General features: G+C 58.7%; 17 protein-coding genes. 11 read left to right on the forward strand and 6 right to left on the reverse strand.

The genetic code is table 11. From position 1 onward, the window contains the following. Both KSY82_RS10585 and KSY82_RS08375 read left to right on the forward strand, forming a co-directional pair. Nucleotides 1-65 (forward strand): IS3 family transposase (locus KSY82_RS10585; protein ID WP_368042025.1); only part of this gene is annotated, 65 nt, incomplete at its 5' end. 179 nt (nt 66-244) lie between these two features. Further along, nucleotides 245-1255, forward strand: a complete 1011-nt coding sequence (locus tag KSY82_RS08375; protein ID WP_217750895.1) for a hypothetical protein — start codon at nt 245-247, stop codon at nt 1253-1255. Nucleotides 1256-1365: 110 nt separating this feature from the next. Here the strand turns inward: KSY82_RS08375 and KSY82_RS08380 are convergent, their stop codons facing one another. After that, on the reverse strand, nt 1366-2547 hold the full coding sequence (locus tag KSY82_RS08380) for a cation diffusion facilitator family transporter (RefSeq protein ID WP_217750896.1): 1182 nt from the start codon (nt 2545-2547) through the stop codon (nt 1366-1368). Between the two features lie 253 nt (nt 2548-2800). On the opposite strand from KSY82_RS08380, the gene KSY82_RS08385 reads away from it, so the two are divergent. Next, on the forward strand, nt 2801-4138 hold the full coding sequence (locus KSY82_RS08385) for a TFIIB-type zinc ribbon-containing protein (RefSeq protein WP_217750897.1): 1338 nt from the start codon (nt 2801-2803) through the stop codon (nt 4136-4138). A 223-nt stretch (nt 4139-4361) separates the two neighbouring features. Here the strand turns inward: KSY82_RS08385 and KSY82_RS08390 are convergent, their stop codons facing one another. Further along, on the reverse strand, nt 4362-4544 hold the full coding sequence (locus KSY82_RS08390) for a hypothetical protein (protein ID WP_217750898.1): 183 nt from the start codon (nt 4542-4544) through the stop codon (nt 4362-4364). 497 nt (nt 4545-5041) lie between these two features. On the opposite strand from KSY82_RS08390, the gene KSY82_RS08395 reads away from it, so the two are divergent. The 3 genes from KSY82_RS08395 (at nt 5042) to KSY82_RS08405 (ending at nt 7917) form a co-directional block, all read left to right on the forward strand. Next, nucleotides 5042-6310, forward strand: coding sequence for a hypothetical protein (locus KSY82_RS08395; RefSeq protein ID WP_217750899.1), 1269 nt, complete (start codon nt 5042-5044; stop codon nt 6308-6310). A 113-nt stretch (nt 6311-6423) separates the two neighbouring features. After that, nucleotides 6424-7515: an HNH/ENDO VII family nuclease gene (locus KSY82_RS10590; protein ID WP_217752380.1), complete on the forward strand. Its 1092-nt coding sequence runs from the start codon at nt 6424-6426 to the stop codon at nt 7513-7515. A gap of 12 nt (nt 7516-7527) precedes the next feature. Next, nucleotides 7528-7917, forward strand: a complete 390-nt coding sequence (locus KSY82_RS08405) for an SMI1/KNR4 family protein (RefSeq protein ID WP_217750901.1) — start codon at nt 7528-7530, stop codon at nt 7915-7917. Nucleotides 7918-8654: 737 nt separating this feature from the next. Here the strand turns inward: KSY82_RS08405 and KSY82_RS08410 are convergent. The 4 genes from KSY82_RS08410 to KSY82_RS08425 all read right to left on the reverse strand — a co-directional run bounded on the left by KSY82_RS08410 (nt 8655) and on the right by KSY82_RS08425 (nt 14459). Then, nucleotides 8655-9443, reverse strand: a complete 789-nt coding sequence (locus KSY82_RS08410) for an ADP-ribosylglycohydrolase family protein (RefSeq protein WP_217750902.1) — start codon at nt 9441-9443, stop codon at nt 8655-8657. Nucleotides 9444-9506: 63 nt separating this feature from the next. Next, on the reverse strand, nt 9507-10556 hold the full coding sequence (locus KSY82_RS08415; RefSeq protein WP_217750903.1) for a PDDEXK nuclease domain-containing protein: 1050 nt from the start codon (nt 10554-10556) through the stop codon (nt 9507-9509). Between the two features lie 532 nt (nt 10557-11088). After that, nucleotides 11089-13560 (reverse strand): phosphatidylinositol-specific phospholipase C, encoded by a 2472-nt coding sequence (locus tag KSY82_RS08420; protein ID WP_217750904.1) that lies wholly within the window; start codon nt 13558-13560, stop codon nt 11089-11091. A gap of 305 nt (nt 13561-13865) precedes the next feature. Then, a complete protein-coding gene (locus tag KSY82_RS08425; protein ID WP_217750905.1) occupies nt 13866-14459 on the reverse strand; it encodes a hypothetical protein in 594 nt (197 codons plus the stop codon). Nucleotides 14460-14919: 460 nt separating this feature from the next. On the opposite strand from KSY82_RS08425, the gene KSY82_RS08430 reads away from it, so the two are divergent. The 5 genes from KSY82_RS08430 to KSY82_RS08450 all read left to right on the forward strand — a co-directional run bounded on the left by KSY82_RS08430 (nt 14920) and on the right by KSY82_RS08450 (nt 20625). Beyond that, complete coding sequence (locus KSY82_RS08430) at nt 14920-15552, forward strand: cyclodeaminase/cyclohydrolase family protein (RefSeq protein ID WP_117746351.1); 633 nt, start codon at nt 14920-14922, stop codon at nt 15550-15552. Nucleotides 15553-15554: 2 nt separating this feature from the next. After that, nucleotides 15555-16409: a bifunctional 5,10-methylenetetrahydrofolate dehydrogenase/5,10-methenyltetrahydrofolate cyclohydrolase gene (locus KSY82_RS08435; RefSeq protein ID WP_217750906.1), complete on the forward strand. Its 855-nt coding sequence runs from the start codon at nt 15555-15557 to the stop codon at nt 16407-16409. A 355-nt stretch (nt 16410-16764) separates the two neighbouring features. Next, nucleotides 16765-18288 (forward strand): C69 family dipeptidase, encoded by a 1524-nt coding sequence (locus KSY82_RS08440; RefSeq protein WP_217750907.1) that lies wholly within the window; start codon nt 16765-16767, stop codon nt 18286-18288. Nucleotides 18289-18436: 148 nt separating this feature from the next. After that, nucleotides 18437-18853: a hypothetical protein gene (locus tag KSY82_RS08445; RefSeq protein WP_117637319.1), complete on the forward strand. Its 417-nt coding sequence runs from the start codon at nt 18437-18439 to the stop codon at nt 18851-18853. 8 nt (nt 18854-18861) lie between these two features. Next, entirely contained in the window at nt 18862-20625 is a 1764-nt protein-coding gene (locus KSY82_RS08450; protein WP_217750908.1) for an ABC1 kinase family protein, read from the forward strand. The last annotated feature ends 1 nt before the right edge of the window (nt 20626 follow it).

Here is a 20626-nt window from a genome sequence, read left to right on the forward strand (position 1 = left end):
GGAGGCAGGTAAGATTGAAGGGCCTGACCCCGGAGGAGTACCGGAATCAGGCCCTTGCGGCCTAGTCGCTATTTAGGGCGTCCAAGATTTGGGGCGCGGTTCACACCAAGGCCCGGCGGGGCTTTTTATCCCGAGGACCGCGCATGTCTTGTAGATACCGGCGGGCACTGCCCATCATAGGCTTTTGCGCGGGTAGAATGCATGGATAACTCGATGCTTGCAGGCGACGGAAAGGAAACGTTGCATGGACCAGGATAAGACGACCGTAATGGGTGGCTACGGCTCCGCGCAGGCGGGTAATAGCGCCGATGCGACCCGCGTTGTGGCAAATCCCGGCTACGTCGCGCCCGACGCGACCCAGGCCACGGCCGAGCCCACGCGAGTTATGGGTTATGGCAACGCGGCGCCGGACCCTTACGCTGTCCCTTCGCAAAGCCCCTACGGCAACGTGGCACCAGACCCGTTTGATTACGCGCCGCAGGACCCCTATGCCAGTTCCGCGCCGGACCCTTACAGCGATTTGTCGCAAAATTCCATTCCGCAGCCTCAGCAGACGACGTATATGCCGCGTACGGCACAGGCCCAGCCTCGTTATGACTCGCGCGATTCGCGTGCGCGCCAGCCCTATCGCGAGTATCCCAAATCGATTCCGCAGTATGGCGAGGACGAGGGGGAGAAGCCCTCGCGTTCGTCGAGCGTTATTAAGAAGATTCTCATCGTACTGGCGATCTTCTTTGCCTTATCGGTTGTGTTTGCCATCGTGTCGGGCATGCTCAATAAACGAGGCGCTTCAACCGATACGACGGCAGAGCAGACCGAGGCTACCCAGTCCGGCGCTGTGGACCTGAGTGATATCCCGGGACAGTACTGGTCTAACGCCAAGAAGCTCCTCAAGTCGCGCGGGGCCGACCTTTCGAACGCCGTGATTCTGACCGAGGATGGCTCGACGCCCGTTGTCGATGCCAATTGGGTCGTAACGTCTGCCTACTATAACGACAACGGTAACCTGGAGGTTCAGCTTACGCGCAAGGACAGTTCGTCGGGCAATGTGTCCGGCGATCAGAGCGGTACGGACAGTTCGAGCTCTAATACGCTGGAAGACCTGAGCAACAAGGCCCAGGAGCTGGGAGACAAGGCCCAAGAGCTGGGCGATACGGCCCAAAACCTCGGCGACACCGCGCAGAACCTGGGCGACATGGCGACGGATGCCTGGAACGCGCTGCAAAACGGCATTTCGGGCGCACAGGGGAACTAGCGGCTGAGCTGCTAGAGCCTTAGCGGTGCAAACAAAAACGGGACGCAGTGTCGCGTGACCGGGCGCATGTGCGCGCTGGTCGGCGGTCCTGCGTCCCGTTTTGCCGTCGATTACAGTTGCTCGGCCGGGCGCTCGGGCGAGCTAAAACCCGAGTCAAACGTGACGACGCACGAGGCGTCGGGCCGGCGCTCGTGCACGATGCGCGTGACGAGTTCCAGCAGCTCCTCGTCGGATATGTCAAAACCGTCGGGGCGCACCAGGTCAAACGAGACGAAGCCGTCGTGCTCGTGCAGGTCGTGGATGGAAAGTGCGGGGTCGATCTGCATGATGCCGCGCTTGACCCAGCCGCGCAGGTCGTCGCCGGTTGTCGCGATGGGGTCGCAGTGCAGCGTAATATCGATGCCCATTTGATGCTTGATATCGTGCTCGATGGTGTCCAGAATCTCGTGGTGCTCAAACGCATCGCTCTCGCCGGGCATCTCCACGTGTGCGCTGGCAAACTGGCGACCGGGGCCGTAGTCGTGCACCATGAGGTCGTGGGTGCCTAGCACTTGCGGATAGGACATGATTTTGTCGCGAATCTCCTGCACCAGCTTGGGGTCGGGCGCCTGTCCCAGCAGCGGGCTGATGGCATCGCGCACCAGGCCCATGCCACTGACGCAGATAAAAATGCCCACGCCCAGGCCGGCCCAGCCGTCGAGGTCGAAGCCGGTTGTCTGTGAGATGAGCGCCGCCGCCAAGACCGAGCCCGAGGTGATGACATCGTTTTTGGAATCCTGCGCCGTGGCGATGAGCGTCTCGGAATCAATACGGTCGCCCAGCGCGCGGTTGAACGCGGCCATCCAGAACTTGACGAGCATGGACGCGACCAGCGCCGCAACGGAAATGAACGTGTAGGCGGTGGGAGAGGGCTTGATGATTTTGGTGATGGATTCGAGCACCAGGTTGATGCCGACGGCGCAAACGAGGACGGCGACAAACAGGCCGGCGAGGTATTCGTAGCGACCATGGCCATAAGGGTGACCTTCATCGGCCGGGCGACTGGCAAGCCGGAACCCGAGCAGGCTCACGATGTTGCTCGAGGCATCGGAGAGGTTGTTGAAGGCGTCGGCGACAAGCGACACGGAACCGGCGAGCAAGCCCGCGATGCCCTTGGCCAGGCACAGGGTGATGTTGAGGCCGATGCAGATGAGGCTTGCGGCAAAACCAGCATTGGTGCGGCAGGAGGTATCGACCGGCTCGCTTTCGCTGCCGGGAACAAGCGTATGTACCAGCTGATTTACAAATAGCATAACGGTCTTCCTCACAATCATGGTTAAGGGGATAGTGTAGCTCGAGCGGTCGCATTGCGTGCCAATGTTCAGAAAATGCAGTAATGGTCTACCTGCGCTAACGAGTGACGTGGGGCGGGCTGCCGGCGGATTTTCGCTGCCGCCCCTAAACGTTTGTCCTAGCGTCCAATTTTGGGCCACATGGGTATGGGCATGCGTCTGTTTGCTCGACATACTTAATGTCGACAGTCCCTGTGCAAAGGAAGACGTTTCCATGGACGAGATGTTTGCCATTAAATGCCAAAACTGCGGCGGTCCTATGTACTCGCACCAGGCAAAGCGCAGCTTTGAGTGTGCCTATTGCGGAACAGTCATTCCGTGGGAGGCCGATGCGGGGGAGCCCAAGAGCGCCCTGGGCATTCGCCATACGCCGCTGACGGTGGTGGACGGGCTGCTCAAGCTCACGCATGTCTCGCAGCTCGAGCGCCCGGAGGACCCGGACTGGTATTTCTTCAATTCGCACTGGCGCAATCAGTCGGTTCTTGAGCATCTGCTGTGGGAGGACCGCGGTACCGCGCAGGAGTTCCAAGAGGCCACACACGTGAGCATTCCCTGCCCCTTCTGCGGCGCGTCCTTTGAGGGCGAGTCCACCCAGCGTGTATTTGAATGCCCGTCGTGCGGCAACAAGATTGGTGTGGCCGACTTGCTCAAACCCGGCACGTTTAGCAAGCGCCTGACCATGGGCGTGGGTGCCGAGTATGTGCCAGAGCAGGGCATTCCGTGTGAGATTTCCCCACAGCAGGCGCGTGCCAACGCGCTGCAACTGGTGCGCCAGTATCCGGACGCGTTTGCCGGACACGATGTAGAAGATGCGATTCAAAACGACATGATGCTCTTCTATTTCCCCATGGCGCTGGCGGACCTGCGTATGATGGCGTCCTTCCCGGGCAAGGGCCTGAGCAAAGAGACCCTGGTGTACTACGAGGTGCTCGATTGGGCATACCCCAGGGCCAACTACCTGGACGTTCGCCTTATGGGCATTTTGGAGCCGTGGGACTTTGCCAAGGTGGGGCCGTTCGATCCTGCCATGCAGGAAGGCGACTTCCGCGTCGTCTCCGTCGATGCGTCCACCAAGGACCAGGTGGTCATTGACAAGCTGGCGCTCGACGTTGCGGGCAACGATGCCGAGGCGACCCTGGGGCTCAATAAAAAGAGCATCCGCACGTGGGCGCGCAAGGCTCGCAAGCATAAGGACGGTCTGGTGATGGTGCCGGTCTACTTTGTCGATCGCCCGGCGTCGGATGATCGTGATGGCGAGCAGGTGCGAATTGCCGTGAACGGTCAGACGGGCCGCGCAGCCGCGGTGGTGTTTAGCGACAAGCGCGAGACGCATATCGTGGCGCCGCTCAATCCAAGTGTGATGCTGTCGAGTGAAAGCACCGTGCACGCCACGCCCATCGAGGTCAAATACGTCAAATCGCCGTTCCTATACCAGATCGTCCGCCGCGGAGGCGGCGAGCAACCGCGCCAGGTGGCAGCCGCAGTCGAGGGCTCCTACCGAGAGGAAAAGCCCAAGCGCAAAGGATTGTTCGCTGCGATCTTTGGAAAGTAGGGGAGCGGTGCCGGTTGGCACTGCGACGCGAAAGCCGAGGTTACGGGGGCAGCTCGCGGGAGTGCGAACTGCCCCCGTTTTTGCGCTGCGTGGAAGTGCCGGGCACTTCATTAAATGCCCTCGCTCGGAGCGTTAGCGTTGAGCAATATTATGCTTGTCGAGGTCTTCTAAAATTGTCTGCCCACGGTGGCGGCATCAAAATAAGAGGGACTCTGAAGCTGCTCTAGTAGACCGCTCCGGGCTCGGGCTTAATCTTGGATGGCTTACCGGTCTTCAAACACTTCTCTATTTCGGCGATAGGGTCGCTCATGCAGTAGGCGTAGCACCTCTCATGGAAGGTCTGCTCATACTCACGCATAAGGCGGTCCAGCTTCGCGCTGTCCTCCTTGCTGAGGTAGATGTACATCTCAGCTCCTTTTCAGCTGGTTCAGCATATCATCGTTTTGGGAGTATGCGGCAGACGATAGCGCGGTGGTCGTTCCTAGCCATTGACGCTCCTGACGCCGTGCTCGATTTCCCAGTCGATACTGCGCTTCCATGCCTCTTCCCACGTTTTCGGCGGGTTTTTCTCGCTCTTCCTCGAGCAGAGCCTCGAGAGCCTCATCGGGAACGTTGGAGAGCCTATCAGGTCGGTCGTCGACCCCAAAGGAGTCATAGTCTACAGCTTTTCCCATTTGATGCCGCGGCTCCTTTATAAGACCTCATCGTTTCGATTATCGCGTCGTAATCGCTCGGTCCCATTTTACGCGTCTGATTTATTGATTTGTGTTTGGGGCAGTGTCGGTCTAGTTGGTAATCAGGGGCTCGGTATTATTCGGCCGCCGTCTCCCTCACCCTTTCGATGCGTTAGTAGCGTTCTGTATAATGACATTTATTGTCGAAACGGGTGCTAGGAGCGCTTGAATGAGAATAAAACGTGCGTTGCTTGCTGTGCTGTGCGCCGTCGCTGCTCTATCGGTTGCATTGCCCACAATCACACTGGCGGATGATTCAAGCAGCAACGGTTCCAAGGACAACAAGTACTACTATGACAAGGTTGTTAACACGGGCCTGGACAATGGCTATTCGGAATCCAATAGCATCAAAGAGGGCGACCCCCACTTCGGATGGAAGCTCGGCAGGTTCGTCGTCAGCGGCTTCACGAGCAGAGCGGGCGACGATGTTCCTGTGTTTCTTAAAAACAGTGGCGATCAGGTTGAGCTCAGCTTTCAGCTCAATCAGAATATCGATTCCCTGAACGGGGACAATAAAAGAAAAATCTCCGGCGACGAAAACGGGTACGACGAGTATTTCGGCATTCCCAAGACTGATTTCGGTCACGGTACCCTCATAACCAAGCATACCGATTACCAGAACGCCTCAACCGAGCCCACCGTCAGCACTGAATACCTTTCGAGCATAGAAGTCGGCGCCAACACCCATATCGACATGTATGAGGAGGGCGATTACGAGGTGGCTCTCGACTACGAGATCGAGTCGCCAGGCCTCCTGCCGTTCAGGCCGGCTTACAACAACTATCGCATCTTCTTCAAGTTCAAGGTGCGCAACAGCAACACCATGATGTTCCTCTTCGACACTGCGACGAATGACGAGTTGTTCAACGGCTCAGTCACCTCGAGTGGCTTCCGGATTGACATGGCTGGGTCACACTATCTTGACGTGAGTGTGAAGAGGGAGGTTCTCGACAGCACCGGCGATGGCCTTACCGAGGACGTGCGCTTCAACAAGACGGCGACCGACGGTGCGGTGTTCGAAGACGAGGGCATTTACACGGTGACCGTGAAGAACCCCAATACGGGTGAGGAGGCCACGACCAAGAGAATCTATGTGGGTACCAACGATGCCATGAAGGCTTCGGTCGCCAACAACATGACACTTGCCGAGGCTCAACGACAGATTGCGGAGGGAACGACCGTCGCGGACGATGGAACGCTCAAGCGCGCCTCGAAAAAGACCGATACCGCGGCCAATGAGAGTTCTGGCAAGAACGGGGGCATCGCCGGCATGGGCGGCCCCGTTCTTGCTCTGTTTGCCGTGGCCGCCGTCCTTATCTTCGCGTCCATCTTGATAGCCCGGCGTAAGAAGATGGCTGCTGCCGGTGCTTCCAGCGAATCTGGGCTCGCTGTGCCCGATACAGATCTCGATGGCGAGGAAGGCAGTGGTGGGCGATGAGGCGAGCCATTACCCTGATGCTCGTCATCGTGATGGTGGTGTCCGGGCTTCCGGGATGCGCGTCCTCTACTGAGCAGTCCAGAGGGTCGTCTGGCGTGGGAGCATCCGGATCGGTGAATAAGGTCGCCGCCATTCAGACGGCAGGCCTCGAGTTCGAGGCCCTTTCCGACCCTGATCTTCAGCGCTACGTGGCGGACGCCGTATATTCTGGCCTTGTCCAGAAGATTGATTCCGACGAGTACTACGTCGAGAACGTTCAGACAACCTATGTCTCGAAAGAATATCTTGAGGAGCTCTCCTACAACACTCAGTCGAACATCTACTTTGGTTATACGCTTGCGGATCTTGAAGAAGCCTTCGGCGGTGAGCGCTACGTCTTCACGCTCGGTGAAGACGGCCAGACCGCTGTCAAGGCATTCGAGGACTACGATGACACCTACGACCAGGTGGTGAGGAACATCGCTGTCGGCACGGGGGTCATCCTTGTGTGCGTCACGGTATCCGCTGTTACCGGCGCCGCCGGGGCGCCTGCTGCAAGCGTGATATTTGCTGTCTCGGCCAAGTCCGGAGCCGTGGTCGCGCTGTCCTCCGGCGCCATCAGCGGCGCTTCTGCTGCCATCTTCAAGGGCATCGAGACGGGTGACATGGATGAGGCTCTGAAGGCCGGGGCCTTTAGCGGCAGCGAAGGCTTCATGTGGGGTGCGATTGGTGGTGCGCTGTGCGGAGGCGCCGGGAAGACCCAAGCTTTAAGGGGCGCCACCACCGGTGGTTTGACGATGAACCAGGTTGCGACAATTCAGAAGGAGTCTGGGCTCCCGCTCGATGTCCTCAAGCAATTTAACGACATGGATCAGTACGAGATTATCAAAATCGCAGGGCTTACCCCCAAGATGGTCAACGGCAAGACAGCTCTTATTCGCGATATCGATCTCACCTTTACTGATGAGATGGGGCACACGAACCTTGAGAGGATGAAGGAGGGCCTGGCGGCACTCGATCCCGCCACTGGTGAGGCTTATGAACTCCACCATATCGGGCAGCAGGTCGAATCGACGCTGGCGATCCTTACGCAGGAGGAGCATAGGCTTGGAGGGAACTCGAAGATTTGGCATAAGTTGACGAAGTCCGATGTGCACGCCGATGGGAACAACTGGGACGCCCAGAGGAAAGCCTTCTGGGAGTACATGGCGCAGGTGCTGGAATAGCGAGGTGTTGGGATGAGCAGCGTATGTCAGAGCCTTTCCGAGCTTCCGAACTTCAGATGCTTGGGCGCGGCTGACTCCGGCGCGATTGACGAGGCGGAGGCTAAGCTGGGCCTGAGCTTTGCAAAGGAGTATAGAAGCTACCTCGAGGGCTGCTCCTTCGCCAGCGTCAACGGACATGAGCTCACGGGTATCTGCAAATCGCCGAGGCTTGATGTTGTAGGCGCAACGCGGAGGGAACGTGAAAACCGCCCCGGCATTGATCCTGCTTGGTATGTCTTGGAGCGAACGGGCGTTGATGGCGTCGTCGCATGGCAGGACGCGGATGGCGTTGTCTATTATTCCGTTCCCGGGTCCGGATACATGGTGGTTTGCGATTCACTTCTTGAATACGTTAAGCGCTAAAGGCTGAACGCGGGTTCAATCGGTGGGTAACCCTAGCCCGAGGCGTCAGCCGCCGGGCTCTGCTCTTTCGATTAGGCGGGCCGTGCAGGAGTTTTCAATGTCGCGGCAGAATATTGTTGCGAATGAGGGATTGTTGGGTGCAGCGGTATGAGAAACACGTCGGTGCCGTACCTGTGAGATGGTCCGTATCTTTAAGCCGCTTATTACTCTTGTTAGCGTCTACTTACGTATCCCCGAGATGCGCGTCTGCCGCTTAGTTCACCTCAATGTGCTAAGCTGAAACTGAGCCGGAGGAGCTAAGGTTTTCTTGCCTATATGTAACCCTCCGGCTCTTTTGTATGCCGATGGCGGTAGATGTAAATAAACGGTGGAGCGACTGCAAAAGAGCCTCTTCGCTGGGTAAAATCAGGTTGTGCCGCGGAACCCGCTCCTCAGTCGGTCAACTTTGGAGACGCGGGCAACGCAGGTGCTATCGTCTAAAGGGCCGGCTGCAACCGGCCCTTTTCATGACTCCCTTCGCTATCCGTTACTGCTTATATTCCCGCCAGATCGAGTAGAGGTTCCGGACGATGCCGGTCACATACATCGAGAGGCGCAGGATTTCGAGAAACAAGTTCATAGGCTTCACCCCAATCGGAGATCGGAGCGTTGCCCGCAGGCGGATTCCGCGGCGGTCAAGATTTTACCTCACAGGCCGCGGTGGGAGACATCTATCTCGTTTCTGCTAAAGAGGCGACCTAAAACAGGCAACTCTCAATCAGCTCTTTACCGCGCAGGACATCAATCCACTCCTGCGGGATGGCGTCCATACCATAGGCCGTGCCCGCGAGGGCGCCGGCGACGGCTGCGGTGGTGTCGGTATCGTCGCCCAGGTTGACGGCGGTAAGCACGCAGTCTTCGTAGCTGGTGGTGTTCACAAAGCACCAGGTAGCAGCTTTAAGCGTGTCGCGCACGAAGCCGCCAGACCTGATTTCGTGCTCGGGCACGTCTTTCAGGTGGAGCACCCACGAGGGAAGTTCGCCGTTCATCACGCTCCTCACCAGCTCGACAAATATGACGCATGCGTTAGTCGACGTCCTGTGGGCGTGCGTAATCGCGGAGACCTCGCAGATCTCTTCGTCTGTCGCACCGGTGAATGCCAGGGGTGCGATGCGCATGAGTGAGCCGTTGCCGTTGTCGCGCTCGCCGGAGCCTCCCTTGCCGGAGCGAAGTGCGCGGGCGGTCGTGCCGCCGTAATCGAAGACGCTGTCGATCGTATACTCGCCGCGGTCAATCCAGCTTACGAACTTGTCGCGCATGTCTACGGTGTCGATATGTCCGAGCTCCCTAATCGAGTCGCAGGTGGCAAGCGTCATAGATGTGTCGTCGCTCCAGGTGCCGGCGGGCTGCCCATGCGTGCCGTAGCCGATCATGTCCGTGCATTCGAACGTGCCGCGGGCCCTGAACTCGTAAGGAACGCCCAACGCGTCGCCGACGGCAAGTCCATAGATGCAGTCGCGCAGTGTCGTTTTCGGTCTGTCTGTCATGGAGCGCTCCTCTTATGTCGGGGGATATGAAACGCCGTCGGGGGCATCGGTCGCAACGTGCTGCTACCCTTGCGCTTCGCCATTAGTCGCTTCGTTGATGGCGCGGTACTCGGCACTCAGCTCGCGCGCCAGCTCTTCCTTGCTTGGAAGGTACGGCAGGTATTTGGCGGCAAACACTTGGTCGTTGTCTTCGGGCAGCGTGTACTCGACAATCGAATCGCTTTTGTCCGCGCAGAGCACGATGCCTATGGGTGGATTGTCGCCTTCGTTCATGAGCTCACGCGTGTAGTAGTTCACATACATTTGCATCTGGCCCAGGTCCTGATGCGTAAGGTCATCGGTCTTAAGGTCGATGAGCACGAAGCAGCGCATCAGATAGTTGTAAAAAACGAGGTCAATATAGAAATGACGTCCATCAAAGGTGATGCGCTTCTGACGCGCCTCGAAAGCGAAGCCGCGGCCAAGTTCCAACAGAAACCTCTGAAGATGCGTGATGAGTGCCTGCTCTAAATCGCTCTCACGAAACGCAGTATCGTCCGAGAAGCCTAAAAACTCCAGCACATATGGGTCGCGGATAATATCCTCGGGGCGATGAACCGGGACGCTCTTTTGGATTTCCTGGGCGACGGTCTCTTTGTCCTTGCTGGCAAGTAGACGCTCGCGGAACATGGTGTTGATTTGGCGCTCGAGCTGACGCGTGCTCCAGCGAGAGTCGGCGCATTCGTTCATGTACCAAATGCGAGCTTCGGGGTCGGGAATGCGAGATAGTCTGCGATAATGTGTCCAGTTCAATTCGTGACGCAGTGCGTCACGAATTGGGAATGCTAAATAAAACTGCCGCATGTAGCGGAGGTTTGAGGTATCAAAGCCTTTGCCGAAATCTGTGGTAAGCCTGGTCGCGAGTCCTTTAAGCAGCGCCTCTCCATACCTGGCGCGCTCTTCTCCGCCTTGTTCCTCAACAATGCTCTTGCCGATCTCCCAATATGCCTCAACCATCGCAAAGTTAACGGCGGCATATGCCTTGTCGCGAGCAGCGTTGAGAATCGAGGAAACCTGCTTATAAAAACCTTCGGGCACGATTGCCGATTCTCCGCGGTTTGCCAGTTCGCCCATCACCATCGCCCACTTTCCTCCTGTGGAATGCATCTTTATCGCATTTAGTTTAAAGCCTCGCGCGGACACGAATTGCTGTGCTGTCTGGCACCTTCGCATGGGAGCCTTGCGGTGACTAAAATGTGGCCATAGAGGCAGTTTTAGCGAACCCCGCGGGAGTGACACGCATGGATAACAACACTTTGCTGTTCCAGGACAAAGGTTCGGGCAGGTTTAAAGACGTCAAGATCTAGCCTAACCGTATCGAGGTGCTCAAAAAGGGCACGTTTGGTGGCAAGCACACCGAGATCGTTTACCTTAAGGACATCACGGCGGGGGTCAACAGGATCAAGGGCCGCGACGTTTTTCTGCGCAATCGACTGTTAACCGCTTGCGTCTTTAGCCCGAGCAGTCGTGCGAAGGCCCAGGAGTTTGTTAACGCGCTGAACATGGTGATGTAGCCGATAACGGCGTACGGGCCAAGGTGAAAATCGGGGCGCAGAACGGTATTCTACGCCCCGATTGAGTTGATGCGCCCAAAAGACTGGCTTGCCTATTCGCTAGCACCTTCGTTGTCTTCGCGGTCATTGGCAAGCATTGCTGCGCCGGCAACCGTTGTTGCCACGGCGGCAGCGGCGAGCCCGGCGGCAATGCCGGAACCGTCGCCTGTGTCGGCGAGTTTTCCGCCCGAGCTCTTGCCCTTGTTGCCCTTACCGTTCTTGTCCGCGCTGCCCGCGTTGGCGCCAGTGCCGGTGCCGGCGCCGCCTGCACTGCCCGAGGCCGCTACGGTAAAGCTTGCGGCTCCGTCGGTGGCAAGCGTGTAGTTTTGCGCCGCGTCGCCCAACAGGCCTTTCGCACGCACCCAATACGTCCCCGCGGCAAATGCCTCACCCTCGGCCACTGCCGTGCCCGGAGCGCCGTTTGCATCGTGCATAAACTCGAGCTGGGCCGTGCAGGCATCGGTTTCGAGCTTGCCCTCGAGTGATGCCGCAATCTTGGCGCGCACGTCCTCGCCGGCCTTAAGGCCTTCGAGTCCCTCAAAATGAGGCGTCAGCACGCGCGGATCGATATCGATGGGCACGGATCCCTGCAGCCCTATAACGGTCTCATTGCCCAAGGCATCGACATCAACGTATTCGATGGCAAAAGCGCTTCCCGAAGCCGCCACGTTGAGTACGTTGCTGCTGTCGACGAGGCGGAAATGACCCTCGCCAACGGTCTTGCCGTCCTGGAGCGAGGCGTCGCTCAGCGAGTCACCATATGTCATGTGCATGCGGGCTGGGAGGTAGCACGAAGCCGTCTGCTTGTGCTGCGTATCGTAATTGCGCTGGTAGATGCTTCGGGCCAGTGCCGCATCAACAAAGTCGGACGCAATGATGCCAATGTGCTTGCGGCAGTCCGCCTTTGTGCTCTCAACTCCGCTATTGTTTATATACGAGCTCTTGTACAGGTGCTCGTCGACCACTCGCGCTGCGGTAAAAGGGTTGTTTTGCGTGCAGCTCGTGTAGTTGATAAACCAGCAGCGCTCCGTTGCCTGCACCGTTGTCCCGTCCGCGGCAGTGATATCTACGGTGCTGCGCTCGAACTCGGACGCTGCCTTCAGGGCCATATCGACCCAGTCGATTTTACTGGACCCCGTGCAGTTGTAATGGTCTTGGGCATATACCGCTGTGCTATAGGGCTCTTTGTCGCCCGTATTGCCCGCAGCCTCAAAGCCTTGCTCGTATTTCACGAGGCACATGGACTTTCCGGAATGCGTCTTGATTTTGTCGTCCCATTCGGTGAGGTCGAGGCCCCACGTGTGGCCGTCTACACTGTCGCCGGCGAGTTTAAATCGACGCAACAAGACGATCTTTCCGCGCACCTCGTTCAGTGTGGGGACATGGCTCGACGTATAGAACAGATCGGAGTTATTGTCCATAACACTGGCGAAAGCCGTCGTAACACTGTCGTCGGTGGCTTCGTCGTTGCCTCGTGACACCAGCATGATGAGCGCTTCTGACGGGTTTTCGTTCAAAAATGTTTTGAAGTAACCGATGACATCGGAGAGATGTATAAAGCCCCCGTCTTTTTTGAGCAGGTAGCATATTCCATGGTCGATGCCGGGGTCGCCGTTCTCGTTGTTCTTTCCAAGTCGGATATCAAAATAGCGAATGCCTTCGAGCAACTGCGTGGGGATGTAATCCTGCTGGCACTTTGCAAGCGAGGTTTGGGGCTCGGTGTCGTTGTCGACGCTGCAGGTGCTTGAATCATGCGTGCCCGGGATGCTCAGCTCGTCGAGGTATTTGTTGCCGTCGACGTATTTCATCCAGCATGGTCCGTCGACGTAGCTGCTATACGTGATCCAGTCGATACTTCTAACCGTGGTATTGATCTCGCCCTTGTCGTAACCGACAAGCTCGAGCTCCCACGGAATGCTCTTACTCTTATGGCAGATCTTATTGTTGTCCTGGTCTTTGCCGTCCTTTTCTATGGCCAGGTACTTAATGTCTTTTTTCTCGGTTTCTTTCTCGACCGTGCGGTCTCGGATGATATAGGTACCGCTTGATTGACGCTCGAACGCAAAAGAGCGACTGGCCTTGCCGTCATGCTCGCCACTCCATACGTGGATGACCTTTCCGTCTTTGTCCGAGTCGCCATCGACCGACCAAATGCTGTAGCCCGTCTTTTTATGCTCTTCGAAATTGAGCAAGGTGCGGATAGCATACCAGTTTGTATCGTCATTCTTGGTCGTTACGTTCTCAAGGATGAGCTTGCTGGACGTGCCGTCATTAAACAGATGGCAGACGTTGCCGATGACGTTGCCGTCTTCGTTAACGCTTGCGGTACGAAAATAGCCCGCGGGGCGAAGGCGAATGACGAAATTGTCGAGGCTGTCCGACGGTGCGGGTGTGTTGTCTGCAAATGCCGCTCGCAGGGGAATGCCCGGCGCTGCGGTTTCGGGCAGGCTTGCAAGTGGTGACAACGCCGCAAGCCCTAGGCCCAGCGTAAACGCTCGGCGGCTGATGGCATGGTGTTCGGTCATAACTTCTCCATTCGCAGAGTGCGGTTATGCGATAGTTTTGGTCACTATACTGCCCAGATGTTTAAAGATGCTGGTTTAATTGTCTGCGCGGCGCAATAAATCGGTGGGCGGACGTGTTGGGGTGTTTGTCGTTTTCGTACTGTTGCCACATTTGGGGCGGTTCCGGCGTCCGGCATCCTCGCGTTCGTCGGCTACAGGCATAAGAAAGGGAGGGTCGGTTTACCGGCCCTCCCTGGGTACGAAGCGCTGGGGTACCGTCGCTTGTTTGCACTGCGACCGTGTTTCCCGTTGCGCTCGCCAGTCGCTTAGCGCTTGATCTCGATATCGTCGAGCTTGACGTCCATGGCCTCGGTCTTGGCCTCGGCGATGTCGTCGGCAAATTCCAGAGACTTCATCATGGTCTCGACGGCGTCCTTGTGCTCCTCGACGTTGTCGATACGCACATACACACTGCCGCCGTCAACGTCGGTGAAGTATTCGGTCGTTACGCCGCCCGAGTGTGTATAGGAAGCGTTGCGCCAAGTCTTGCCGTTGTACTTGACGGGGTCATTCTCGGTCCACTCAAAGCTGGCATTCCACTTTGCCTCGTAGTCGAACAGCTCGTCGGCGTTCTTGTCAGGATCGAAGACGGGGATGAAGCGATCGCTGGCGTGCTCGCTCTCGGTGAACTTAAACTGGGCCCTGTCGGCGGTGTCGCCTGCGACGTCGGTGATCTCGACGCCCTCGGGGACCTCGACCTTAAACCAAATGAAGTCGGTCCTCATATCCACGGCTGGCTTTTCTGCGCCGCCGCCACCGTCACTGCCGGTAGCGCCGCCGCTGCCGCCGCAACCCACCAGGGCAACCGCGGCAAAGAGACTGATGCAGAGGGTGAGAATCGCAAAGGCCTTCTTTTTCATGGTCGTGTCCTCCTCGATCTGTAATCGTCCATGGATTACCTGCCTTTACTGTACGCGTGGACGGCTCGCTAGGGTGGGCCATGTGTCCCATTCTGGGGGCTGGAATTGCGCCGACAAGTGGCAATATGTGCGGTCGCAAAAGAGGGGAGGGCCGATGCTGTCGGCCCTCCCCGGGGTGAGGTGCCCGTTGATTTAATGGGGCGCGCGTGCGTGGGCGTTGCCCCAACAGGTTCCTTGTTTATAGATATGCCTCAGTTTTTGACGTCCGGAAGTCTCGAAAGGTGGGCCATGTGTCCCATGTTTGCGGTGCCGACGCCTATCGTTCGTCATAGAAATCCGCGATGGCCAGGTGCGCTGACGCTCATGTACTTATGGGCTAGACTTAGCACCATTATGTGATTGATGCGGTCGGTCGGCGGTTGCCACCCGACCGATGTATATGACTTGAAGGTGCGTGCGTATGAGCCAAGAGATGATGGATAAAACATGTCGAGAGTTTGCCGAGGCGCTTGCCGCACGCGAGCCGGTTCCCGGCGGCGGTAGCGCGAGCGCCTTTGTAGGTGCACTGGGCGCCTCGCTTTGCGGGATGGTTGCTCGCTATGGGGCGACAAATCCTGCGCTTGCCGATCGCGCAGACGATCTGACGCGCGCGTTTGCCCAGGCGGATGAGTTGGCGCAGGAACTTGTGGGTCTGGTCGCCGAGGACGTTCGTGCCTACGGGCAGGTGTCCACGGCGTACGGTATTCCGCGTGACGATCCGGCTCGAGCGACCGCGATTCAGGATGCGCTGCATGTGGCCGCTATGCCGCCGTATCGCATTATGGATGCCTGCGGGCGTGCGCTGGCGCTGCTCGAGGACATGGCCGACAAGGGTTCGCGTCAGCTGCTGTCCGATGTGGCGTGCGGCGCCGTGTTCTGCCGTGCCGCTATGCAGGGCGCGAGCTTGACGCTCTTTGCGAACACCACGTCTATGAAAGATCGCGTTCGTGCTGAGGAGCTCGAGACGGCGTGTGATGAGTTGCTCGACACATGGTTGCCGCGCGCCGATGCGCTGGCGCGCCGCGCCTCCGACGCTGCAAGGAAGAGAGGATAGCCATGGCTGAACTGCTGAAGGGTGCTCCCGTTGCTCGCGCTTTGACCGAGGAACTTGCTGCTCGCTGTGCAGCCCTGCGCGAGCGCGGTGTTGTACCGACGCTGGCCATCGTTCGTGTGGGCGAGCGCGAGGACGACCTGTCCTACGAGCGCGGTGCCCTCAAGCGCTGCGAGAAGGTTGGCATTGAGGCTCGCCGCGTTTTGCTTCCTGCCGATGTTTCGCAGGACGAGCTGTTGACGGCCGTCGAGGACATCAATACCGATTCGGCTGTTCATGGCTGTCTGATGTTCCGCCCGCTGCCCGCCGGCCTTGACGAGAACGCCGTCGCCGCAGCGCTCGATCCCGCCAAGGACGTTGACTCCATGACGCCGGCTTCACTGCTCACCACGCTTTCGGGGCGCGGCGAGGGTTTTGCCCCCTGCACAGCCGAAGCCGTGCTTGCTTTGCTGGATCATTACGGCGTTGAGCTGGATGGGGCCAAGGTTGCTGTGGTCGGACGCTCACTGGTAATTGGCCGCCCCGTTGCCGCCATGCTTACGGCGCGCAACGCAACCGTGACGACGTGCCATACGCATACGCGCGATCTTGCCGCCGAGTGCTGTGCTGCCGACATTGTGGTTGCCGCCGTTGGACGCGCGCGCACGATTGGCGCAGATGCGGTCCGCGAGGACCAGGCGATTATCGATGTTGGCATTAATTGGGACGAAGCCGCTGGCAAGCTGGTCGGCGACGTCGATTTTGATGCCGCGGAGCCGGTTGTTGGCGCAATCACCCCCGTGCCGGGTGGCGTGGGCGCCGTGACGACAGCAATTCTCGCCAAGCACGTGATCGAGGCGGCTGAGCGCGCGGTAAAATAGGCGTTTGGAGGCTGTTTAGGGGGTTGGTTAGATACCCTGTGGTCAAAAAATGCCAAATATGAGTACTGTTGCCAAGTTAGTCACATATGTTTGAGATCATTTTGGCTCTTTAGCGATAAGTAATATCGTTAAAGAGCCAATTTTATTGGACGTATGGGGAATTACTAGACTCAGTTTTTGGACAGGTGAGGATTCCCGGCGCCCGGAACAGTGCAATTTGCTGCCACTAAATTTGTGACAGTACTCATATTTGGCATTTTTTGACCACGGGGGCTGCCGAGGCCGTGGTTTCGCCCTTTCTGCGCCGAAGCGATACACTGTTGCCGTTTGATTTCTTCGCTCAAGGAGGATGCGCATGCCGTGCACAACGATTCTGGTCGGTAAAAACGCAAGCTACGACGGGTCGACCCTGGTCGCGCGTAACGAGGACTCGTCCAACGGGGTATTTGAGCCCAAGCGCATGCGCGTAGTGCATCCCGACGAGCAGCCGCGTGTCTACACGAGCGTCCTGAGCCACCTGACCGTTGAGCTGCCCGATAACCCCATGCGCTATACGAGCGTCCCCGATGTTGTCCCGGGCCACGGTATCTGGGCCGAGGCCGGTTTCAACGAGCTCAATGTTGGCATGTCCGCAACCGAGACGCTTACCACCAACGAGCGCGTCCGCGGCGCCGATCCGCTCGTGGACTACGTGCCCGCCAAGGGCAACGAGGGTGAGGACGGCTATGTGCCGGCGCAGCCCGGTGGCCTGGGCGAGGAGGACATGGTGACCCTGGTGCTGCCGTATGCCAAGTCCGCCCGCGACGGCGTGCGTATCTTGGGCGACCTGCTCGAGCGCTACGGCACTTACGAGAACAACGGCATCGCCTTTAGCGACGTGGACGAGATCTGGTGGCTCGAGACCATCGGCGGTCACCACTGGATCGCCAAGCGCGTGCCTGACGACGCCTATGTGACCATGCCCAACCAGCTGGGCATCGACAGCTTTGACCTGGATGACGCCGAGGGCGCCCAGGCCGACCATATGTGCTCCGCCGACCTGCGCGTCTGGATGGCCGAGTGGCATCTGGACCTGACGCTGGGCGTCGAGGGCGACGGCCCGGCTGCCGTCTTTAACCCGCGCGAGGCCTTTGGCTCGCACAGCGACAGCGACCACGTCTACAACACGCCGCGCGCCTGGTACATGCAGCGCTGCCTCAACCCCAGCGATGTGTGGGACGGTCCCGACGCCGACTACACGCCCGAGAGCGACGACATCCCCTGGAGCCGCGTACCCGAGCGCAAGGTGACCATCGAGGACATCAAGTACGTGCTTTCGAGCCACTACCAGGGCACTGAATACGACTGCTACGGCAGCAAGGGTACGCCCGCCACGCGCGGCGCCTATCGTCCCATCGGCATCAACCGCAACAGCCAGCTCGCCGTGCTGCAGCTGCGCCCCTATGCGCAGCCGGCCTATCGCGCCGTGCAGTGGATGGCCTTTGGCTCCAACTCGTTTAACGCGCTCGTGCCGCTGTACGCCAACGTCGAGACCATGCCCGAGTACTATGCCGACACGCAGGCTCGCGTGACGTCCGAGAACTTCTACTGGGCCAACCGCCTGATCGGCGCCCTGGCCGATGTCCGTTTCCACGAGTGCGGTCGCGCGGTCGAGGATTATCAGGAGAAGGTCGGCGGCATGGGCCACAAGCAGATTCACGACGTTGACGCTGTCGTAGCCGCGCTGCCTGAGGCTGAGGTGCCCGCCGAGCTTGCCCGCGCCAACGAGGAGTTTGCCGAGCGCGTGCGGGTGGAGACCGATGCTCTGCTGGGCAAGGTACTCTACACCACGAGCTGTGCCATGAAGAATTCCTTCGCGATGAACGATAACGTAAGGTAAAGACGACCTTGCAACGAGCGAGCGGGGCAAACGCCGTCGAAGGCTTTGCCCCGCTCGATTCCTATCTTGTCGGTAAAACGATTTTGTGTCGTTCGCCCAATCTTGGGTACAAGAAGGCCAATGCAGTTGTTCATGATTGGAGCCAACCATGGTTATGAAACTCGATCAGCTTGTTAACGGTGCCATTAACGTGGGCTTCGGCGCCGCCGCCGTTGCCGTCGAGGGCGGCAAGAAGGTTCTCGACGACCTCGGTACCAAGGGTGAGCAGGTCCGCAAGGATGCCGGCACCCCCGATATCGCCCGCAGCGTGTCCGATATGTTCGAGCAGGCGGGTGGCACCATCTCCGACCTGACCGAGCGCCTGGGCATGCAGGGCGAGACCGCGGCACAGCGTGTGCTCGACGAGCTCATCCTGGCCCGCGTCCGCGTTATGACCGCCCCCGAGCGCACGGCCTTCCTGGCCCATGTGCGCGACATCGTCGATTCGGTCGAGGACAACGTGACCTCGGTGCCCGTCGAGTCTGTTGAGCCCGACGACGCAGAGGACGCCGAAGAGGCCGAGTAGCAGCGCAGATGGCAGATTCCACCACCGATTACAACAATCTAGATCCCTTGGGTGACGAGACGGCGGTTGTCGATGAGGTTGAGGCCGCCGTCTCGGGCGCTCGCAAGAAGCCGCGCGCCGTCGATATGGTCCCTGAGGAGCCCGATGCGATGGCGCCGGATGAGGAATACCAGCTCACGCCGGCGGGCCGCCGCGAACGCATCGGGCAGATTGTTCGCCTAGTCAAAAAGTACCGCGTGTGGGATAACCTCACGCCGGTGCGCCTTCGTCGCCTGCTCGAAGAGCTCGGCCCCATGTTCGTCAAGATGGGGCAGATTCTGGCCAACCGCTCCGAGATTTTGCCGCAGCGGTTTTGCGACGAGCTGCGTCGCCTGCGCTCCGACGTAGAGCCGGTGCCGTATGAGGTAGTGCTCCGCTGTCTGGAAGAGGAGTACGGCCAGCGCTTGGGGCAGATGTTCGACGCGATCGACCCCAACCCGCTCGGAAGCGCGTCGCTCGCGCAAGTTCACCGTGCCCGCCTGGTGACGGGCGAGGACGTGGCCGTTAAGGTGCAGCGCCCCGGCGCGCAGCAGGTTATGGCGCAGGACATCGATATCATTCGCTCGGTGGTGCGCATCGTTTCCAAGTTCGTCAACACCGACCAGTTTGTTGACTTACACGCCGTCGTCGAGGAACTGTGGGCCTCGTTTCGCGAGGAGACCAACTTTTTGGCCGAGGCCAAAAACCTCAACGATTTCTATGAGTTCCATAAGAGCGTGCATGGCGTGTCGTGTCCCAAATCCTACTTGGACCTTTGCACCGAACACGTCGTGGTTATGGACTACATTGACGGCATCTCGATTGCCGATCCCGAGCGCTTGGTGGCCGAGGGCTATGACCTGGAAAAGATCGGCTCGGCGATTGTCGAGGACTATTCGACGCAGGTGCTCGATGACGGCTTTTTCCATGCCGACCCGCATGCGGGAAACATCATTCTCAAGGACGGCATTGTCTACTTTATTGACCTGGGCATGGTCGGGCGCATGTCGAGCCACGACCGCGGTATCGTCAAGGATATGATTTTCGCCGTGGCCGAGGGCGACGTGCCCAAGCTTAAGGATTCGCTTATGCGCTTTGCCGTGACGCGCGGCGACTCGGCAGAGCTCGACCATTCGGCCTTTTTGTCCGACTTGGACTTTATCGTCGCCGACTTTGCGGGTCTTGACCTTAAGGACCTGGATATCGGCGAGTTTTTGACCTCGCTGCTAAACTTGGCGCGCAAGAACGACGTTGAGCTGCCGAGCGTGGTGACAATGTTCGCGCGCGGCATGGTGACGCTTGAGGGCTTGCTGACCGAGTACATGCCCAACGTCAACATGATCCAGATTATCCAGACGCATATCAAAAACGAGAAAAGTACCTATGCGCGCGTGCGCGATATGGGGCGCGATCTTGCCGCGAGCAGCTATCGAGCGGCAAAAGGTTCGCTCGAGGCGGCCGAGTATCTGGGCTTGGCTTCGCGCATGCTCACGCGCGGCCAGCTTAAGGTGAACACGCAGATTATGAGCAGCGATAAGGCGCTGCGGCAGCTGGGTGGAATTATCGACCGCATGTCGATGGCAATTGTGATTGCCGGCCTGTTTATCGGTTCGTCGGTGGTGTACTACGCGCGCATCGAGCCGGTTGTGTTTGGTATCCCGGTCATTGGCTTTATGGGCTACGTGAGTGCGCTGGTGCTGGCGCTGATGCTGGGTCGCGAGATCTGGCGCAACAGTCACGGCGGCAAGCGTTAAC

The organism is Collinsella aerofaciens (genome assembly GCF_019131995.1).
Classification (GTDB): domain Bacteria; phylum Actinomycetota; class Coriobacteriia; order Coriobacteriales; family Coriobacteriaceae; genus Collinsella; species Collinsella aerofaciens_S.

Coding starts and splice junctions, on each gene's coding strand:
- KSY82_RS08430 (WP_117746351.1), top strand. CDS start 14,920: ATGAGCCAAGAGATGATGGATAAAACATGTCGAGAGTTTGCCGAGGCG.
- KSY82_RS08385 (WP_217750897.1), top strand. CDS start 2,801: ATGGACGAGATGTTTGCCATTAAATGCCAAAACTGCGGCGGTCCTATG.
- KSY82_RS08425 (WP_217750905.1), bottom strand. CDS start 14,459: ATGAAAAAGAAGGCCTTTGCGATTCTCACCCTCTGCATCAGTCTCTTT.
- KSY82_RS08375 (WP_217750895.1), top strand. CDS start 245: ATGGACCAGGATAAGACGACCGTAATGGGTGGCTACGGCTCCGCGCAG.
- KSY82_RS08445 (WP_117637319.1), top strand. CDS start 18,437: ATGGTTATGAAACTCGATCAGCTTGTTAACGGTGCCATTAACGTGGGC.
- KSY82_RS08435 (WP_217750906.1), top strand. CDS start 15,555: ATGGCTGAACTGCTGAAGGGTGCTCCCGTTGCTCGCGCTTTGACCGAG.
- KSY82_RS08420 (WP_217750904.1), bottom strand. CDS start 13,560: ATGACCGAACACCATGCCATCAGCCGCCGAGCGTTTACGCTGGGCCTA.
- KSY82_RS08415 (WP_217750903.1), bottom strand. CDS start 10,556: ATGGGCGAACTGGCAAACCGCGGAGAATCGGCAATCGTGCCCGAAGGT.
- KSY82_RS08410 (WP_217750902.1), bottom strand. CDS start 9,443: ATGACAGACAGACCGAAAACGACACTGCGCGACTGCATCTATGGACTT.
- KSY82_RS08405 (WP_217750901.1), top strand. CDS start 7,528: ATGAGCAGCGTATGTCAGAGCCTTTCCGAGCTTCCGAACTTCAGATGC.
- KSY82_RS08440 (WP_217750907.1), top strand. CDS start 16,765: ATGCCGTGCACAACGATTCTGGTCGGTAAAAACGCAAGCTACGACGGG.
- KSY82_RS08450 (WP_217750908.1), top strand. CDS start 18,862: ATGGCAGATTCCACCACCGATTACAACAATCTAGATCCCTTGGGTGAC.
- KSY82_RS08395 (WP_217750899.1), top strand. CDS start 5,042: ATGAGAATAAAACGTGCGTTGCTTGCTGTGCTGTGCGCCGTCGCTGCT.
- KSY82_RS08380 (WP_217750896.1), bottom strand. CDS start 2,547: ATGCTATTTGTAAATCAGCTGGTACATACGCTTGTTCCCGGCAGCGAA.
- KSY82_RS08390 (WP_217750898.1), bottom strand. CDS start 4,544: ATGTACATCTACCTCAGCAAGGAGGACAGCGCGAAGCTGGACCGCCTT.